The organism is Arthrobacter yangruifuii (assembly GCF_009192775.1).
Lineage (GTDB): Bacteria > Actinomycetota > Actinomycetes > Actinomycetales > Micrococcaceae > Arthrobacter_B > Arthrobacter_B yangruifuii.
Genome location: NZ_VTFX01000001.1, coordinates 1,194,960 through 1,208,336, shown reverse-complemented (window position 1 = coordinate 1,208,336; position 13,377 = coordinate 1,194,960). Strand labels below are relative to the sequence as shown.

The 13,377-nt window shown below is 65.0% G+C and carries 12 protein-coding genes; 6 read left to right on the top strand and 6 right to left on the bottom strand.

The features are described from left to right. Positions 1-16: 16 nt before the first annotated feature. The 4 genes from GD627_RS05790 to GD627_RS05775 form a co-directional block, all read right to left on the bottom strand. Positions 17-277 (bottom strand): hypothetical protein, encoded by a 261-nt coding sequence (locus GD627_RS05790; protein WP_152271655.1) that lies wholly within the window; start codon positions 275-277, stop codon positions 17-19. An 84-nt stretch (positions 278-361) separates the two neighbouring features. Further along, on the bottom strand, positions 362-1,300 hold the full coding sequence (locus tag GD627_RS05785; RefSeq protein WP_152271654.1) for a type II secretion system F family protein: 939 nt from the start codon (positions 1,298-1,300) through the stop codon (positions 362-364). After that, a complete protein-coding gene (locus GD627_RS05780) occupies positions 1,297-2,151 on the bottom strand; it encodes a type II secretion system F family protein (protein WP_152271653.1) in 855 nt (284 codons plus the stop codon). The genes GD627_RS05785 and GD627_RS05780 overlap by 4 nt, the downstream gene beginning before the upstream one ends. After that, positions 2,148-3,374: a TadA family conjugal transfer-associated ATPase gene (locus GD627_RS05775; protein WP_152271652.1), complete on the bottom strand. Its 1,227-nt coding sequence runs from the start codon at positions 3,372-3,374 to the stop codon at positions 2,148-2,150. Before GD627_RS05775 ends, GD627_RS05780 begins: the two co-directional genes overlap by 4 nt. 251 nt (positions 3,375-3,625) lie before the next feature. Here GD627_RS05775 and GD627_RS05770 point away from each other — a divergent pair, with 251 nt between their 5' ends. Next, entirely contained in the window at positions 3,626-4,960 is a 1,335-nt protein-coding gene (locus GD627_RS05770; RefSeq protein ID WP_152271651.1) for a hypothetical protein, read from the top strand. Positions 4,961-5,022: 62 nt separating this feature from the next. Here the strand turns inward: GD627_RS05770 and GD627_RS05765 are convergent, their stop codons facing one another. Further along, positions 5,023-6,024, bottom strand: coding sequence for an acyltransferase family protein (locus GD627_RS05765; RefSeq protein ID WP_194265972.1), 1,002 nt, complete (start codon positions 6,022-6,024; stop codon positions 5,023-5,025). 592 nt (positions 6,025-6,616) lie between these two features. On the opposite strand from GD627_RS05765, the gene GD627_RS05760 reads away from it, so the two are divergent. Beyond that, positions 6,617-8,761, top strand: a complete 2,145-nt coding sequence (locus GD627_RS05760; protein WP_194265971.1) for a GH25 family lysozyme — start codon at positions 6,617-6,619, stop codon at positions 8,759-8,761. Between the two features lie 105 nt (positions 8,762-8,866). On the opposite strand, the gene rfbA is transcribed toward GD627_RS05760, so the two are convergent. Beyond that, complete coding sequence (rfbA, locus tag GD627_RS05755) at positions 8,867-9,733, bottom strand: glucose-1-phosphate thymidylyltransferase RfbA (RefSeq protein WP_146361443.1); 867 nt, start codon at positions 9,731-9,733, stop codon at positions 8,867-8,869. 56 nt (positions 9,734-9,789) lie between these two features. Between rfbA and rfbB the strand changes: the two genes are divergently transcribed. Genes rfbB through GD627_RS05735 form a run of 4 tightly spaced genes read left to right on the top strand, consistent with a single transcriptional unit; the run spans position 9,790 to position 13,300 of the window. Continuing rightward, entirely contained in the window at positions 9,790-10,788 is a 999-nt protein-coding gene (rfbB, locus tag GD627_RS05750) for a dTDP-glucose 4,6-dehydratase (RefSeq protein WP_146361442.1), read from the top strand. 4 nt (positions 10,789-10,792) lie between these two features. Beyond that, the gene (locus GD627_RS05745) at positions 10,793-12,247 is read left to right on the top strand and encodes a sugar nucleotide-binding protein (RefSeq protein ID WP_152271648.1); all 1,455 of its coding nucleotides are present in this window, start codon (positions 10,793-10,795) and stop codon (positions 12,245-12,247) included. Between the two features lie 4 nt (positions 12,248-12,251). Then, positions 12,252-12,917 (top strand): glycosyltransferase family 2 protein, encoded by a 666-nt coding sequence (locus GD627_RS05740; RefSeq protein WP_246165327.1) that lies wholly within the window; start codon positions 12,252-12,254, stop codon positions 12,915-12,917. After that, positions 12,914-13,300, top strand: coding sequence for a DUF2304 domain-containing protein (locus tag GD627_RS05735; protein ID WP_246165326.1), 387 nt, complete (start codon positions 12,914-12,916; stop codon positions 13,298-13,300). The genes GD627_RS05740 and GD627_RS05735 overlap by 4 nt, the downstream gene beginning before the upstream one ends. Positions 13,301-13,377: the final 77 nt, after the last annotated feature.

Below are 13,377 nucleotides of genomic sequence, written 5' to 3'. Positions count from 1 at the left end.
CGGCGCCGCCTCCGGTTTATGGCTTCACCTGTTTTATCGCGGATTCGAACAGGTCCTTGAGGGCGGGTTGGACCAGGGCCAGCAGCCCGGCGACGAGGATGGCGGACATAAGGGTGATCATGACCCACCCCGGTACGTCGCCGCGCTCCGGATCCGCAGGGGTCAAAGCCGTCCGGATCTGCCGGAGCAGCCCGTACCACCACCCTGCCGCCGCTACGGCGAGGGCGGCCCAGCCGGTGATCTGTGTGTAGTCCTGTTTTCTGCTGCTGCGGTTCATCATGATTCCATCCGTTTCGTAGGGCTTTCCCTGGCTTGTCCCGCGTGGCGATTCGTTGTTTTTGCGTCTTTCCCCGATGTCCCCTCACAGCCCCAGCCGCAGCAGTGCCAGGCCGGGGAAGACCGCAAACAGCACCGTCAGCGGCAGGATTCCGAAGATGACCGGCACCATCATGGCTATTTCCTTCTTTCCCGCTGTTTCCATCAGGTCGCGTTTGGCGGTATCGCGTACGTCCTGGGCCTGTGCGCGCATCACGTCTGCCAGCGGTGTGCCGCGGTCCACCGCAACGGTCACGCCGTCCACGAACCGCGTCAGCGGCGCCAGCCGGATCCGGTGCGAGAAGTCCTGCAGGGCTGTGGTCAGCGGCTGACCGGAGCGGGTCTGGGCCAGGACCCGGTCAAACTCATCCGCCAGTTCCCCCTGCGCCGCAGCGCAGACACGTTCCAACGCTCCGCCGGCGCTCTCCCCGGCACCGACGGCGAGCGCCATCATTTCGGCCAGGCTGGGAAACTGGGCGAGGATCCGGCTGTTGCGGCGTGCGATGTGCTGCGTCAGCAGGTAGTCACGCAGCAGGAACCCGGCAGCCGCGCAGGCGCACGTCAGCAGCACAACCGACACGGCACCAATGCGGCCGCTCCCGGCGAGGACCACCCCGGCCGTACCCCCGGCAAGAAACCCGCCGCCGGCAAACAACACTTGTTCGGCCCGGAAATCCGACACCGATTTGCTGCCTCCGGCCTGCTGCAGCCGGACACCGAGGGCACGGTTGGCCGGAGACCAGCGGGCGAGCCGGTGTACGGCGTCACGGAGCAGCGGCCGCAGGATCCGCTCCAGCGGGCCGAACAGGGTGAGATCCGGGGCGGGCAGCAGGAGCCTGGAGGCAGGGGCGACCGAGCGCAGCTGTGGTTCCACGCGTTCGGCGAACGTTGTCTGGCGCAGCGGCGGCAGCCGGTGGAACACCAGTACCAGTCCTGTGCCCAGCAGGACTCCCGCCAGCACCGCGGCTGCCAAGCCGGGCGTCACCGCAGTACCCTCACGTCTTCGGGCAGGGCCCCTATCCGCATCATCAGGCGGTAGCAGATGACGGAGATGCCGATTCCTGCGCCGAGGACGGTGGCACCGGCGGCCGAGTTGTACGCTGCCGCGGTTTCCGGTTGCGTTGCCAGCAGCAGCAGCACCGCCCAGGGGGCCGCCACCGCCAGCCTCGCCGCGTTCACCGTCCAGGACTGCCGGGCCAGCAGTTCACTCCGGGTCCGCGCGTTCTCGCGGAGGAAACCCGCCAGGGTGCCAAGGAGCCGGCCCAGGTCGGTACCGCCCACCTGACGGGTGATCCGCAGCGCTTCGATGATCCGGTCCGCGACGGGGTCCGCCAGGTTGTCTTTAAGCCGGGTGAGGGAGTCCTCGAAGCTGCCCCCGGCCCGGTAGTCCGCGGCAAACGAGCGGAAATATCCGCGCAGCTCCTCCGGCCCGTTCCCGGCCAACTGGATGAGTGCCTCCGGAAGCGACAGTCCGGCCCGGATGGCCGAGCGCAGATGGTCGACGACGTCGGGCCACAGTTCCGCCAGCGACGCTCTCCTGCGGCGGGCCTGGAAACGGACCAGCGTGTAGGGCAGTCCCGCACCGAACAGGCCGAAGCAGACCGCGATGGGCGGGGAAAGGGTCAGGATGAACAAGAGGAGCATCACGCAGACGCCCGCGAGCGCGCAGCTGACGAGGAGCCCCGGCGTCCCGACCCGTTCGATTCCCGCCTGCCGCAGCAGGTCCTCCAGATATCCGGTGCGGCGGCGCCTGGGGCGGTTCCCCGGCGTACTCCAACAGGACTGCCACACCAGCAACAACCCCATGCCCAGGATCAGCCCGGCCGCGGCGCTCATGCCGCGGCTCCAAGCAGGGCAGCGACGTTGACGCCGGCGGCAGCGAATTTGTCGGCTGCCGGCATGGACGCGGCCGTCACGGTCAGTATCCCGTCCACCTGCCCGAACACGGGAGATGATTCAATGATTCCGCCCTCGACCCGCCGGCCCAGGGACAGGATCTCGCTGACCTCCCGCCGTCCTGTGCCCGTCCGGGTGCAATGGACCACCAGATCGATGCAGGATGCCACGGTGGGAACGACGAAGGCACTGGAGATGTTCGCGCCCGCCAGCAGCGGCAGGGTGCACAGTTTGGTCACGGCGTCCCGGGCACTGTTCGCGTGGATGGTGCACATCCCCGGCAGGCCTGCATTCAACGCAATCAGCATGTCCAGACTCTCGGCTTCCCGCACCTCCCCCACAATCAGCCGGTCCGGGCGCATCCGCAGCGCTTCCTTCACGAGCCGACGGAGCGGGATCTCCCCCTGCCCCTCCAGATTGGCCTGGCGGCACTGCAGGCCCACCACATCACGCAGCGGCAGCTGCAGTTCGAAAATCTCCTCAACGGTCACCACCCGTTCGCGCGGACCGATGGAGGCGCCCAGACAGTTGAGCATGGTGGTCTTTCCTGCCTGCGTTGCTCCGGACACCAGGATGTTCAGCCCCGAGGCGACAGCGGCCCCGAGGAAGCGGGCAGCGCCGGGGGTCAAGGTGCCCAGCTCAACCAAGTGGTCAAGCCGGCGGGCACGGGCTACGAACTTGCGGATGTTCACTGCCCAGTGCCGCCGGGTCACGTCGGGGATGGCCACGTGCAGCCGGGAACCGTCAGGCAGCGCGGCATCCACGAACGGTGAGGAGAGGTCAAGGCGCCTGCCCGAGGATTTCAGCATCCGCTCCACCAGCAGCCGAACCTGTTCCGAGGTCAGGGTCAGGGAGGTCAGTTCGGACCGGCCGTCCCGTGCAAGGTAGATCTCCGAGGGGGAGTTGATCCATACCTCCTCCACTGTGGAGTCATCCAGCAGCGGCTGGAGCGCCCCGAAACCGGCAACGGCGTCGAACACCTGCCGGCGGACTGCTTCCAGCCGGCCCAACGGCGGAAGGCTTCCCAGCAGCGACCGTTCGTCATAGTCGGACACCGCCGCATCCACCAGCCGGCGGACTTCCGCGGACTGTTCCTGCGGATCCAGTCCGCGCACACGGATGAGTTCCCGCACCTCGTCTTCGACGATCTGCACAGCATCCATCGACATCCCCCGTAGTGGCCGGGCCGCAGGGCCCGGATCAAGACTGGCCGGCCGCTGTTGGCGGCCACGGAGGTCAGGCTAGGAGCGGGTGCGGGCTTTGGCGAGGGTATCCGGTGTGGGTGTGGATAACCGGGTATTCGCTACCCGGGTACGGAATACGGGTGGCCCGGGCGCAAAGACGCATGCGGGGCGTAGGCATCGTCGGGGCAGGTCTATATCCTTCTTTCAGGAGCCGAGGTCAGGGGCACCGGATGATGTCCTTCATGGGCCGGCCGGACAAACGGCCCCGTCCGGCGTCCTTCCTGCTTTTCCCGGCCATCGCCTACGCGGGAACCATACTGGCCTTTTTCCGTGTCCCGCCCCTCACCGCACGGACGCTCTGGGCGGAGGACGGGCAGGTGTTCCTCCACGAGTACCTGGACCAGGGGCCGGGGCTCCTCAACCCCTACGACGGGTATCTGCATTTGCTGCCCCGGTTCATCGTTGCCGTGGTAACCCCCGTTTTCGGCATTGAAGCCTACTCGCTGGCGGTCACGGTGGCCTGCAGCATTGTTCTGGGCCTGGTGGCAGCGTTCACTTTCTACTGCGGGTCCGCGGTGACGGAGAATCCCGCGGTACGGCTTGGCTGGGCCTCCATTCCCGTGCTCGTGGCCCCCGGAGCCCTCGAGACCATGGCCAACCTGGCCAACCTGCACTGGTACCTGCTGTGGCTGGCGCCCTGGGTCCTGATGAAACCGCCGTCGGGACCGGGGCAGAAGGTACTGCTGGCGGCATCCGCCCTGGTCATTGGACTGAGCGAGATCCAGGCGGCGCTGTTCCTTCCGCTGCTGCTCTTCCGGCTGCGGGACAGAAGCCTCTGGTGGGCGAAGGCTGCACTGGCGGCCGGCGCAGCCTGCCAGTTCTACACTCTGTGGCGCTTTCCCAGAATCTCGGGCGGAACCGGTGAACCGGGCGACCTGCTGTCCATCATTTACGGGTATTTCCTCAACACCTGCGCCGCCCTGTTCTACGGCAACAGCCACGCCGTCAGGGAGCATGTGCAGGATTTCGGTGCACTTCCCATTGTTCTCAGCGCCGTGCCCTTTGCCCTGGCCGTGTTTGCGCTGGCACGTTTCGGGGACCGGATGCAGCGCACCACCGGCGCCGTCTGGCTGCTGGCCTCCGGTGCACTGTGGACGGCAGCTGTTGTCATCAACCCGGCGCCCTACTTCTACTACTCACAGCTCGACTCTCCCGGGAGCTGGGCCGGTTTCTTCCTCAGCCGCTACAGCACCCTTCCCTCAATGTTCCTGCTCGCCCTGATACCGCTGCTCGTTGCCCGCCCATCCGGGAACGGTGCGGCACCGGGCCGCGTCCCGGCCTTCCTCCGGAGCTCCCGGTTCCGCTGGGGCGTGCTGGGCGCCTTCATCGTCCTGCAGGCGGTGCACTATTTTCCAACCGATGCAGCACGCAGCTCCGGCCCGCTCTGGGCAGAGCAGGTCCGCTCCGCCCGGCAGTCCTGCGACGCCGATCCCACGCTCGAGAGCGTTCAGCTCCTGGAAGCACCCGAGGGGTGGGCCGCGACGCTCCGGTGTGAAGACCTGTAGACGCCGCTGTCCCTGCCGGCAGGACGGGAAGCCCGCACCGCACCGTGAGGCCGGCCGGTCCCCTATACCTGGACGGGCCGGACCGGTGGGGTGCTCGGAGCGCTCTTCTTCAGGCGCATTGCGGGCGCCTCAATCCAGGTGTAGCTGGCCAGCGCCAGCGGCACGACGACGGCGAACGTGAGGATCAGGTAGAGGGGCAGTGGAAGCTCCGGCAGCCAGATTTCGAGCAGGTTCTGCACCGGGACCCCGTAGATGTAGATGCCGTAGGACAGATCGCGTTTGGCTCCCACCCGCTGCAGCGGCAGTACCGCACCCAGGATGAAGACCAGCAGTGCGAATGGCAGCGGCGCCAGGACGGCTGCCGTTCCGGTTCCGATGGAGACCGCGAGGAGGACGGTGGACACAGCCACGGCGGGCAGGACCCTGATCCGCTCCGCGTGGACGTAAAGCAGGGCCCCGCCTGCGAAAGCGGCTACCAGCGGCGGTGCCAGGGTAAGTTCGCTGGGCGGCACGAGTCCTGTGTGCGCTGCCAGCGATGCTCCCGTAGCGAAGATAAACGCAATGGCCAGCAGGCCCGTGCGGCGGGACTTCAGCGCTGCCAGCCCCAATACACCGACACCCAGATAACAGCAGGCCTCCCAGAAAAGGCTCCACAACGCACCGTTCCAGATGCCTCCCTCCGCCAGGGTGGTTCCAATGGTGGTCTGCGAGACGAAGGGCGGGTAGAGGAGGAGGTTGCGCAGCACATAGGTGAGCGAATCCGCGAAAGTGCTGGAGCCCGGCCCCAGCACCGCGGACAACGGCGCAAAGACAAAGGCCACCAGCAGAAGGGCAACCAGGAACCCGGGGTAAATGCGCAGGAAGCGTGCACGAAAGAAGCGTGCCGCAGGTTGCCCGTTGAGCCGGCTCCGGGTAATCAGGTACCCGGAAATGCCGAAGAAGCCAACAACCGACCAGGCGCCCAGTGTCCGGCCTCCCAGCGACGGTTCCTCTCCCAGTCCCCCGATAACCTGGGCGTGGGACACCACTACGAGGCAGGAAAATATCAGCCGTATTGCGTTCAATGAGTTGTTTCCGGCGTCAAACAATTCTGCCAGCGTCAAAGGGGATGAGCGGCGGTTTTGTAGAGACCGCCGTAGGAAACCGGGCATTTATATATCTTTCGACTAACAAGCGAGACCTGGTCGCCCCGGAGATTTGCCCACAACCGAAACCGCAGCTGTTTACCTGCTTCCCCCCGAGCACCGTCGCAAGCATAATGCAACGAGGTTTCCATCCCCTGCATATAACGGGAATCACCACCAAGGACAGGGCTCCTGCTGGAAGCAGCACGAATTACTTGGACCCGATTTCCGTCATCTAGGTGTTCAATCCGCTGTTTCCTACCGGATCCATGGAAGCAGCCGATAGTCTCCGTAGATGCCCCGTGCCCTACCGGGGCAAACACCTGGAGAAACCGTGAACACAAAAACGCTCACCCGCTGGCTTGGGAGTGCGGCCCTTACCGGTGCCCTAGTCTGCAGCATGTCACCCGCCCTGGCTGGACCACTGAATCCCACCGCCCCGGCCACCCCTGCATCTGAGTCCCCTGCGCCGGCGGCTCCGGAATCCTTGCCGAGCCCGGTTCCTGCGGCACCGGTACCGCTGCCGGAACCCGTGCCGGCGCCTGTCACCGATTCCGACTCACAGACGGCCGGCCCCACGGCGGAACACCTGTCCGAAACTCCTGCCGATGCGCCCGGCCTCGAAGCGGACATCAAAGACGAAGCAGGGCTGCTCGGCGCCCGCATGGGACAGGGCATGGAACGGCTGCTGGCCACGGGAGATCCCCAGGTCCCCACCCCCGAGGAAAAGCAGCAGAAGCTTGACGCCGAAGCTGGACAGCTGGAGACGCCGCTGGACACTCCCGACACCACCGCGGACGAGGCACCCGCCGCCACCTCGGCCGGATTCCTCGCCACCCCGGCCTTCGCAGCAACCGCGGCGAACACCTGGATGCCTGCGGGAATTCAGGGGCTGGACGTCAGCAGCCACCAGGAAAACGTCGACTGGGCGGCAGCCTGGCGCCAGGGAGCACGTTTCGCCTACACCAAGGCAACCGAGGGAACCTACTACAAGAACCCTTACTACAAGCAGCAATACAACGGTTCGGCCAACACCGGCATGGTCCGCGGCGCCTATCACTTCGCCATCCCCGCGGTTGGCTCCGGCGCACAGGAAGCGAACTACTTCGTGGACAACGGCGGCGGCTGGTCCGCTGACGGGCGCACCCTCCCGCCGCTCCTGGACATTGAGTACAACCCTTACCCCCAACTGGGTAACACCTGCTACAACCTCAGTGCCACGCAAATGATCACCTGGATCCGGGACTTCTCCAATACCATCCAGGCCAGGACCGGGCGCGTGCCGATGATCTACACGACCACCGATTGGTGGCGTACCTGCACCGGCAACACGAACGCCTTCTCCAACCATCCGCTGCACCTCGCCTCCTATGGACAGGCCGCCGGAGCCCTCCCCAACGGCTGGGCGGCCTACAACGTCTGGCAGTATTCCAGCACCGGCCCCTTTGTCGGCGACTCGAACGTCTTCAAGGGAACCACCGCGGATTTGGACCACTTTGTTCGCAGTGCGTCGTCCGCCGGCAGCTCTTCACCCGCAGCGACGGCCATCAGCCGGGTAGCGGCAGCCAACCCGGTTTTGGGAAAGTCCACCAGTTCAGTGAACTGCGGGCTCAAGGACGGCGGGTGCTACCAGAACTTCGAGGGCGGAGCCGTGCTGTGGTCTGCCGCGACGGGGGCATATCCCAGTCGCAACGGTTCCATTCGCCAGGCTTACCAGGCCAGCGGGTTCGAAAACGGAGTCCTGGGCTATCCCAGAAGCGCCGAGGTCTGCGGCATCAAGAACAACGGCTGCTACCAGGATTTCCAGGGCGGGTCCATTCTCTGGTCCTCCGCCACCGGTGCCCGGGTCAGCCCGAACGGTGCCATCCGGACCGCTTACCAGAAACAGGGCTTTGAAAGCGGCAGCCTGGGCTATCCGACCAGCGGACAGGTCTGCGGCATCAAGGACAACGGCTGCTACCAGAACTTCTCCGGCGGAGCCATCCTTTGGTCTGCCGCGACCGGAGCCCAGGTCAGTGCCAACCGTGCAATCCGCACTGCCTACCAGGCTGCCGGTTTCGAAAACGGAGTACTGGGCTACCCCAGAGGCCCCGAGGTCTGCGGCATCAAAAACAACGGCTGCTACCAGGACTTCCAGGGCGGAGCCATCCTCTGGTCCTCCGCCACCGGAGCCCAGGTCAGCCCGAACGGTCCGGTCCGGACCGCCTACCAGAAACAGGGCTTCGAAAGCGGAACCCTCGGCTACCCCACCGGCGGACAGGTCTGCGGCATCAGGGACAACGGCTGCTACCAGAACTACCAGGGCGGAGCCATCCTCTGGTCCCCCGCCACCGGAGCCCAGCCCAGCCCGAGCGGCGCCATCCGGACCGCCTACCAGAAACACGGCTTCGAGAACGGCGGCCTCGGCTACCCCACCAGCGGGGAGGTCTGCGGCATCAAGGACAACGGCTGCTACCAGAATTACCAGGGTGGAGCCATCACCTGGACGAAGTCTGTTGGAGCACACCCGACTGGAGGGGAAATCCGCAGGAAGTGGCAGTCCACCGGCTTTGAGAAGGGCGTCCTGGGCTACCCCACCGCAGACGAAAGCTGCAAGGCCGGCAAATGCACCCAGCCCTTCCAGGGCGGGCGGATCGATTGGACCAAGGCCGGGGGCGCCGTCGTCACCCGGAAGTAACTCTGCGTGTAAGCGCCCGCGTGGAATTGGCTCCGCGCAGAACAGAGCCGGCCGGGGATATCCCCGGCCGGCTCTGTTCTGCGCAATCCGCCTTCCGGCAGCGGGCTAGTTCTGCTTGAGGAGCTCCAGCAGATACTGGCCGTAGCCGCTCTTTACCAGAGGCTCCGCGCGCCGGCGCAGTTCGTCGTCGGTAATGTTGCCCAGCCGCCAGGAGATTTCCTCGGGGCAGCCGATGGACAGGCCCTGCCGTTTCTGCACGGTGCGGATGAAGTCCGATGCCTCGTTGAGGGAGTCAAAGGTGCCGGTGTCCAGCCATGCGGTTCCCCGCGGCAGAATCTCCACCTGCAGCTTTCCCTTTTCCAGGTAAATCCGGTTAATGTCCGTGATTTCCAGTTCCCCGCGCGGAGAAGGTTCCAGGTTCCGGGCTATTTCCACCACGTCATTGTCGTAGAAATAAAGGCCGGGCACGGCGTAATGGCTTTTCGGGTTAGCAGGCTTTTCCTCAAGCGAGATAGCCCGTCCGGACTTATCAAACTCGACCACGCCGTAAGCGGAAGGATCGGCAACCCAGTAGCCGAAGACGGCACCGCCGTCGATGTCCGCGAACCGGCGCAGCTGGGTGCCCATGCCCTGGCCATAGAAGATATTGTCGCCCAGCACCAGCGCCACCGGACCGTTGCCGATGTGTTCGGCACCGAGCACGAAAGCCTGCGCCAGTCCGTCCGGCGAGGGCTGCTGCTTGTAGGTGATGCTGACGCCGAATTGGCTGCCGTCTCCGAGGAGGCGCTCAAACTGGTCCGCGTCGTGCGGGGTGGTGATAATCAGGATGTCCTTGATGCCCGCAAGGATCAGGGTGGACAGCGGATAGTAGATCATCGGCTTGTCGTAAACCGGCACCAGCTGCTTGCTGACGCCGAGGGTGATGGGGTGCAGTCTGGACCCGGTTCCGCCTGCCAATATGATTCCACGCATGCTCCACATCATTCCGGCTCGGTGGTGCCACGGCAAATCCGGTAAAGTTTATCCACATGCAGAAACTCCTGGTCACCGGCGGCGCCGGCTTCATTGGCTCCAACTTCGTGCACTACGCACTTGAGAGCACCGACTACTCCATCACCGTCCTGGACAAGCTCACGTATGCCGGCAACCTCGAGTCCCTGAAGGGACTTCCCGAGGACCGCTTCACCTTCGTCAAGGGTGACATCTGCGATGCGGAACTGGTGGACCGGCTGGTTGCTGACACGGATGTGGTGGTCCACTTTGCCGCCGAATCCCACAACGACAATTCACTGCATGATCCCCGGCCGTTCCTGGACACCAACATCATCGGCACCTACACGCTGATTGAAGCGGCCCGAAAGCATGACACCCGCTACCACCACATCTCCACCGACGAGGTCTACGGAGACCTGGAACTGGATGATCCGCAGCGGTTCACGGAGTCGACGCCGTACAACCCGTCCAGCCCTTACTCCTCCACCAAGGCCGGCTCGGACCTGCTGGTGCGCGCCTGGGTGCGTTCCTTCGGCCTGCGGGCCACCATCAGCAACTGCTCCAACAACTACGGCCCGTACCAGCATGTGGAGAAGTTCATCCCGCGCCAGATCACCAACGTGATCGACGGGGTCCGCCCCAAGCTCTACGGAGCCGGGGAAAACGTCCGTGACTGGATCCATGCCACCGACCACTCCTCCGCGGTGCTCGCAATCATCGAAAAGGGCGAAATCGGCCAGACCTACCTGATCGGTGCCGACGGCGAAAAAAACAACAAGGACGTTGTAGAGCTGATCCTCAAGCACATGGGCCTGCCCGCCGACTCCTATGACCAGGTCATCGACCGTCCGGGGCACGATCTGCGCTACGCCATCGACTCTTCCCGGCTGCGCCGGGAACTGGGCTGGAGCCCCCGGTTCTCCGACTTTGAGCAGGGCATTGAAGACACCATCGCCTGGTACCGGGAGAACGAGGCCTGGTGGCGGCCGCAGAAGGATGCCACCGAAGCCAAGTACAAGGAACAGGGTCAGTAGCACCGTGGCACCTGAATTCTCCAAGTCCCTGACGGCGCACCCCACCCCCATCCCCGGCGTCGTGCTCTATGACCTGCCCGTCCACGGCGACAACCGCGGCTGGTTCAAGGAAAACTGGCAGCGCGAGAAGATGCTCGCCCTCGGCCTGCCGGATTTCGGCCCGGTGCAGAACAACATCTCCTTCAACGAGAAAGCCGGAACCACCCGCGGCATTCACGCCGAGCCGTGGGACAAGTACATCTCCGTAGCCACCGGGCGCATCTTCGGCGCCTGGGTGGACCTGCGCGAAGGCCCCTCCTTCGGAACCGTGTTCACCACGGAACTGGATCCCAGCCAGGCCATTTTCATCCCCCGCGGCGTCGGCAACGCGTTCCAGACACTGGAGGACAACACCGCCTACTCCTACCTGGTCAATGACCACTGGAGCGCCGACGCGCAGGGACAGTACACCTTCCTGAACCTCGCGGACGAGACCGCGGCCATCGACTGGCCCATCGCGCTGGACCGGGCCGAGCTCTCGGACAAGGACCGGGCCCATCCGCGCCTGTCCGCCGTCGTTCCCATGTCCCCGAAAAAGATCCTGGTCCTGGGCTCCGACGGGCAGCTGGGCAAGGCGCTCCGCTCCGCCTTCGCCGGCCAGGCACACATCGAATTCGCCGCCCGCTCCGATTTCGACCTCACCGATCCCCGCTCCTACACGGGGCGGAACTGGAAGAATTACTCAACGGTCATCAACGCGGCCGCGTACACCGCGGTGGACGACGCCGAGTCCCCCGAAGGCCGCCGCGCTGCCTGGGCCATCAATGTGTCGGCCGTGGCCAACCTTGCCCGGGTGGCTGCCGAGAACCGGATCACGCTGGTCCATGTGTCCTCCGACTATGTGTTTGACGGCACCGCGGACGCGCATCCCGAGGACGAACCGTTCTCACCGCTGGGCGTCTACGGCCAGACCAAGGCGGCCGGCGACGCCGTTGTCTCCACCGTTCCGGCGCATTACGTGGTGCGCACCAGCTGGGTCATCGGTGAGGGAAAGAACTTTGTCCGGACCATGGCATCGCTGGCCGGGCGCGGCATTGCCCCGTCCGTGGTGAATGACCAGGTTGGCCGGCTCACTTTCACGCAGGACATCGCGGCCGGCATCGTCCACCTGCTGTCCACGGGTGCACCCTACGGCGTCTACAACCTCACGAACGACGGCGAACCGGCCTCCTGGGCGGATGTGGCCCGCCGTGTCTATGAACTCACAGGCCACTCCGGCGACTCCGTGACGGGGGTCAGCACCGAGGAGTACTTCCAGGGCAAGCAGGCAGCCCCGCGGCCGAAAAACAGCGTGCTTCCGCTGGACAAAATCAAAGCAGCCGGCTTTGCCCCGGCGGACGGCCGGGAACGCCTGGCCGAGTATCTGGCGGGCGCGTCAGCGGTCGACGGGGCGGCCGCCGGCCGCGGTATGGGATACTGAAACCGTGAGCCGCACTTGGATTGTTATCCCGATGTACAACGAAGCAACCGTTGTTGGCTCCGTCATCGAAGATCTTCGAAAGACGTTCCCGTACGTAGTCTGCGTGGATGACGGCAGCCGTGACGGGTCCCAGTCAGCCGCACGTGCGGCGGGCGCCGTAGTAGTCCAGCACCCGATCAACCTCGGCCAGGGCGCTGCCCTGCAGACCGGCATCGAGTACGCCCTGCAGGACCCGGAGATGACCAGTATCGTCACTTTCGACGCCGACGGGCAGCACCGCGTCATTGATGCCAAGGCCATGGTGGCCCGGATCGAGTCCGGGGAAGCCGAAATCGTCCTGGGATCACGGTTCCTGGATGACCGCACCAAGATTTCCGTGCAGAAAAGGATTGTCCTGAAAACCGCTGCGGTGCAGTCGCGGATGGCCACCGGCATGAATCTGACGGATGCCCACAACGGGCTGCGTGCCATCAACCGCGAGGTCGCCTCCAAGCTTCACCTGACACAGAACCGGATGGCCCACGCCTCCGAGCTGGTCAACCAGCTGGCCACCATCAAGCCGCGGTGGGTTGAACACCCGGTGGAGATCATCTATACGGATTACTCCAAATCCAAGGGGCAGTCCCTCCTCAACTCCGTGAATATCCTGGCCGAACTCTTCTTTAGGTGACCTCCTTGCTACTCATCGTTCAGATCGCACTCGTAGTCGCCGTCATCCTCGTCTCGCTGGTAATGATGCGGGGCGGGGTCAATGCCAAACACCTGGCCGTCCGCCGCATCATGCTGATGATCTTTGCCGTGGCTGCAGCGCTGTCCATCTTCTTCCCGGACACCCTGACCCGGATCGCGGGGTTCCTGGGGATCGGGCGCGGCACTGACCTGGTGCTTTACGCCACCATCGTGAGTTTCTTCGTCTTCATGGCCACCACCTACCAGCGTTTCCGCAACATGGAAACGTCCATCACGACGCTCTCCCGGCGCATTGCCCTGGACGAAGCGCCGAAGCCCTGGACCGTCGCCAAAGCCCGGGATGCCGAAGACCTGAGCCAGTAAGGCAGCTTCCCCGGCCCGCAGACGCGGTGCCGTAGACAAAAAGCAGGGCGGACCCGTCGGGTCCGCCCTGCTTTTTC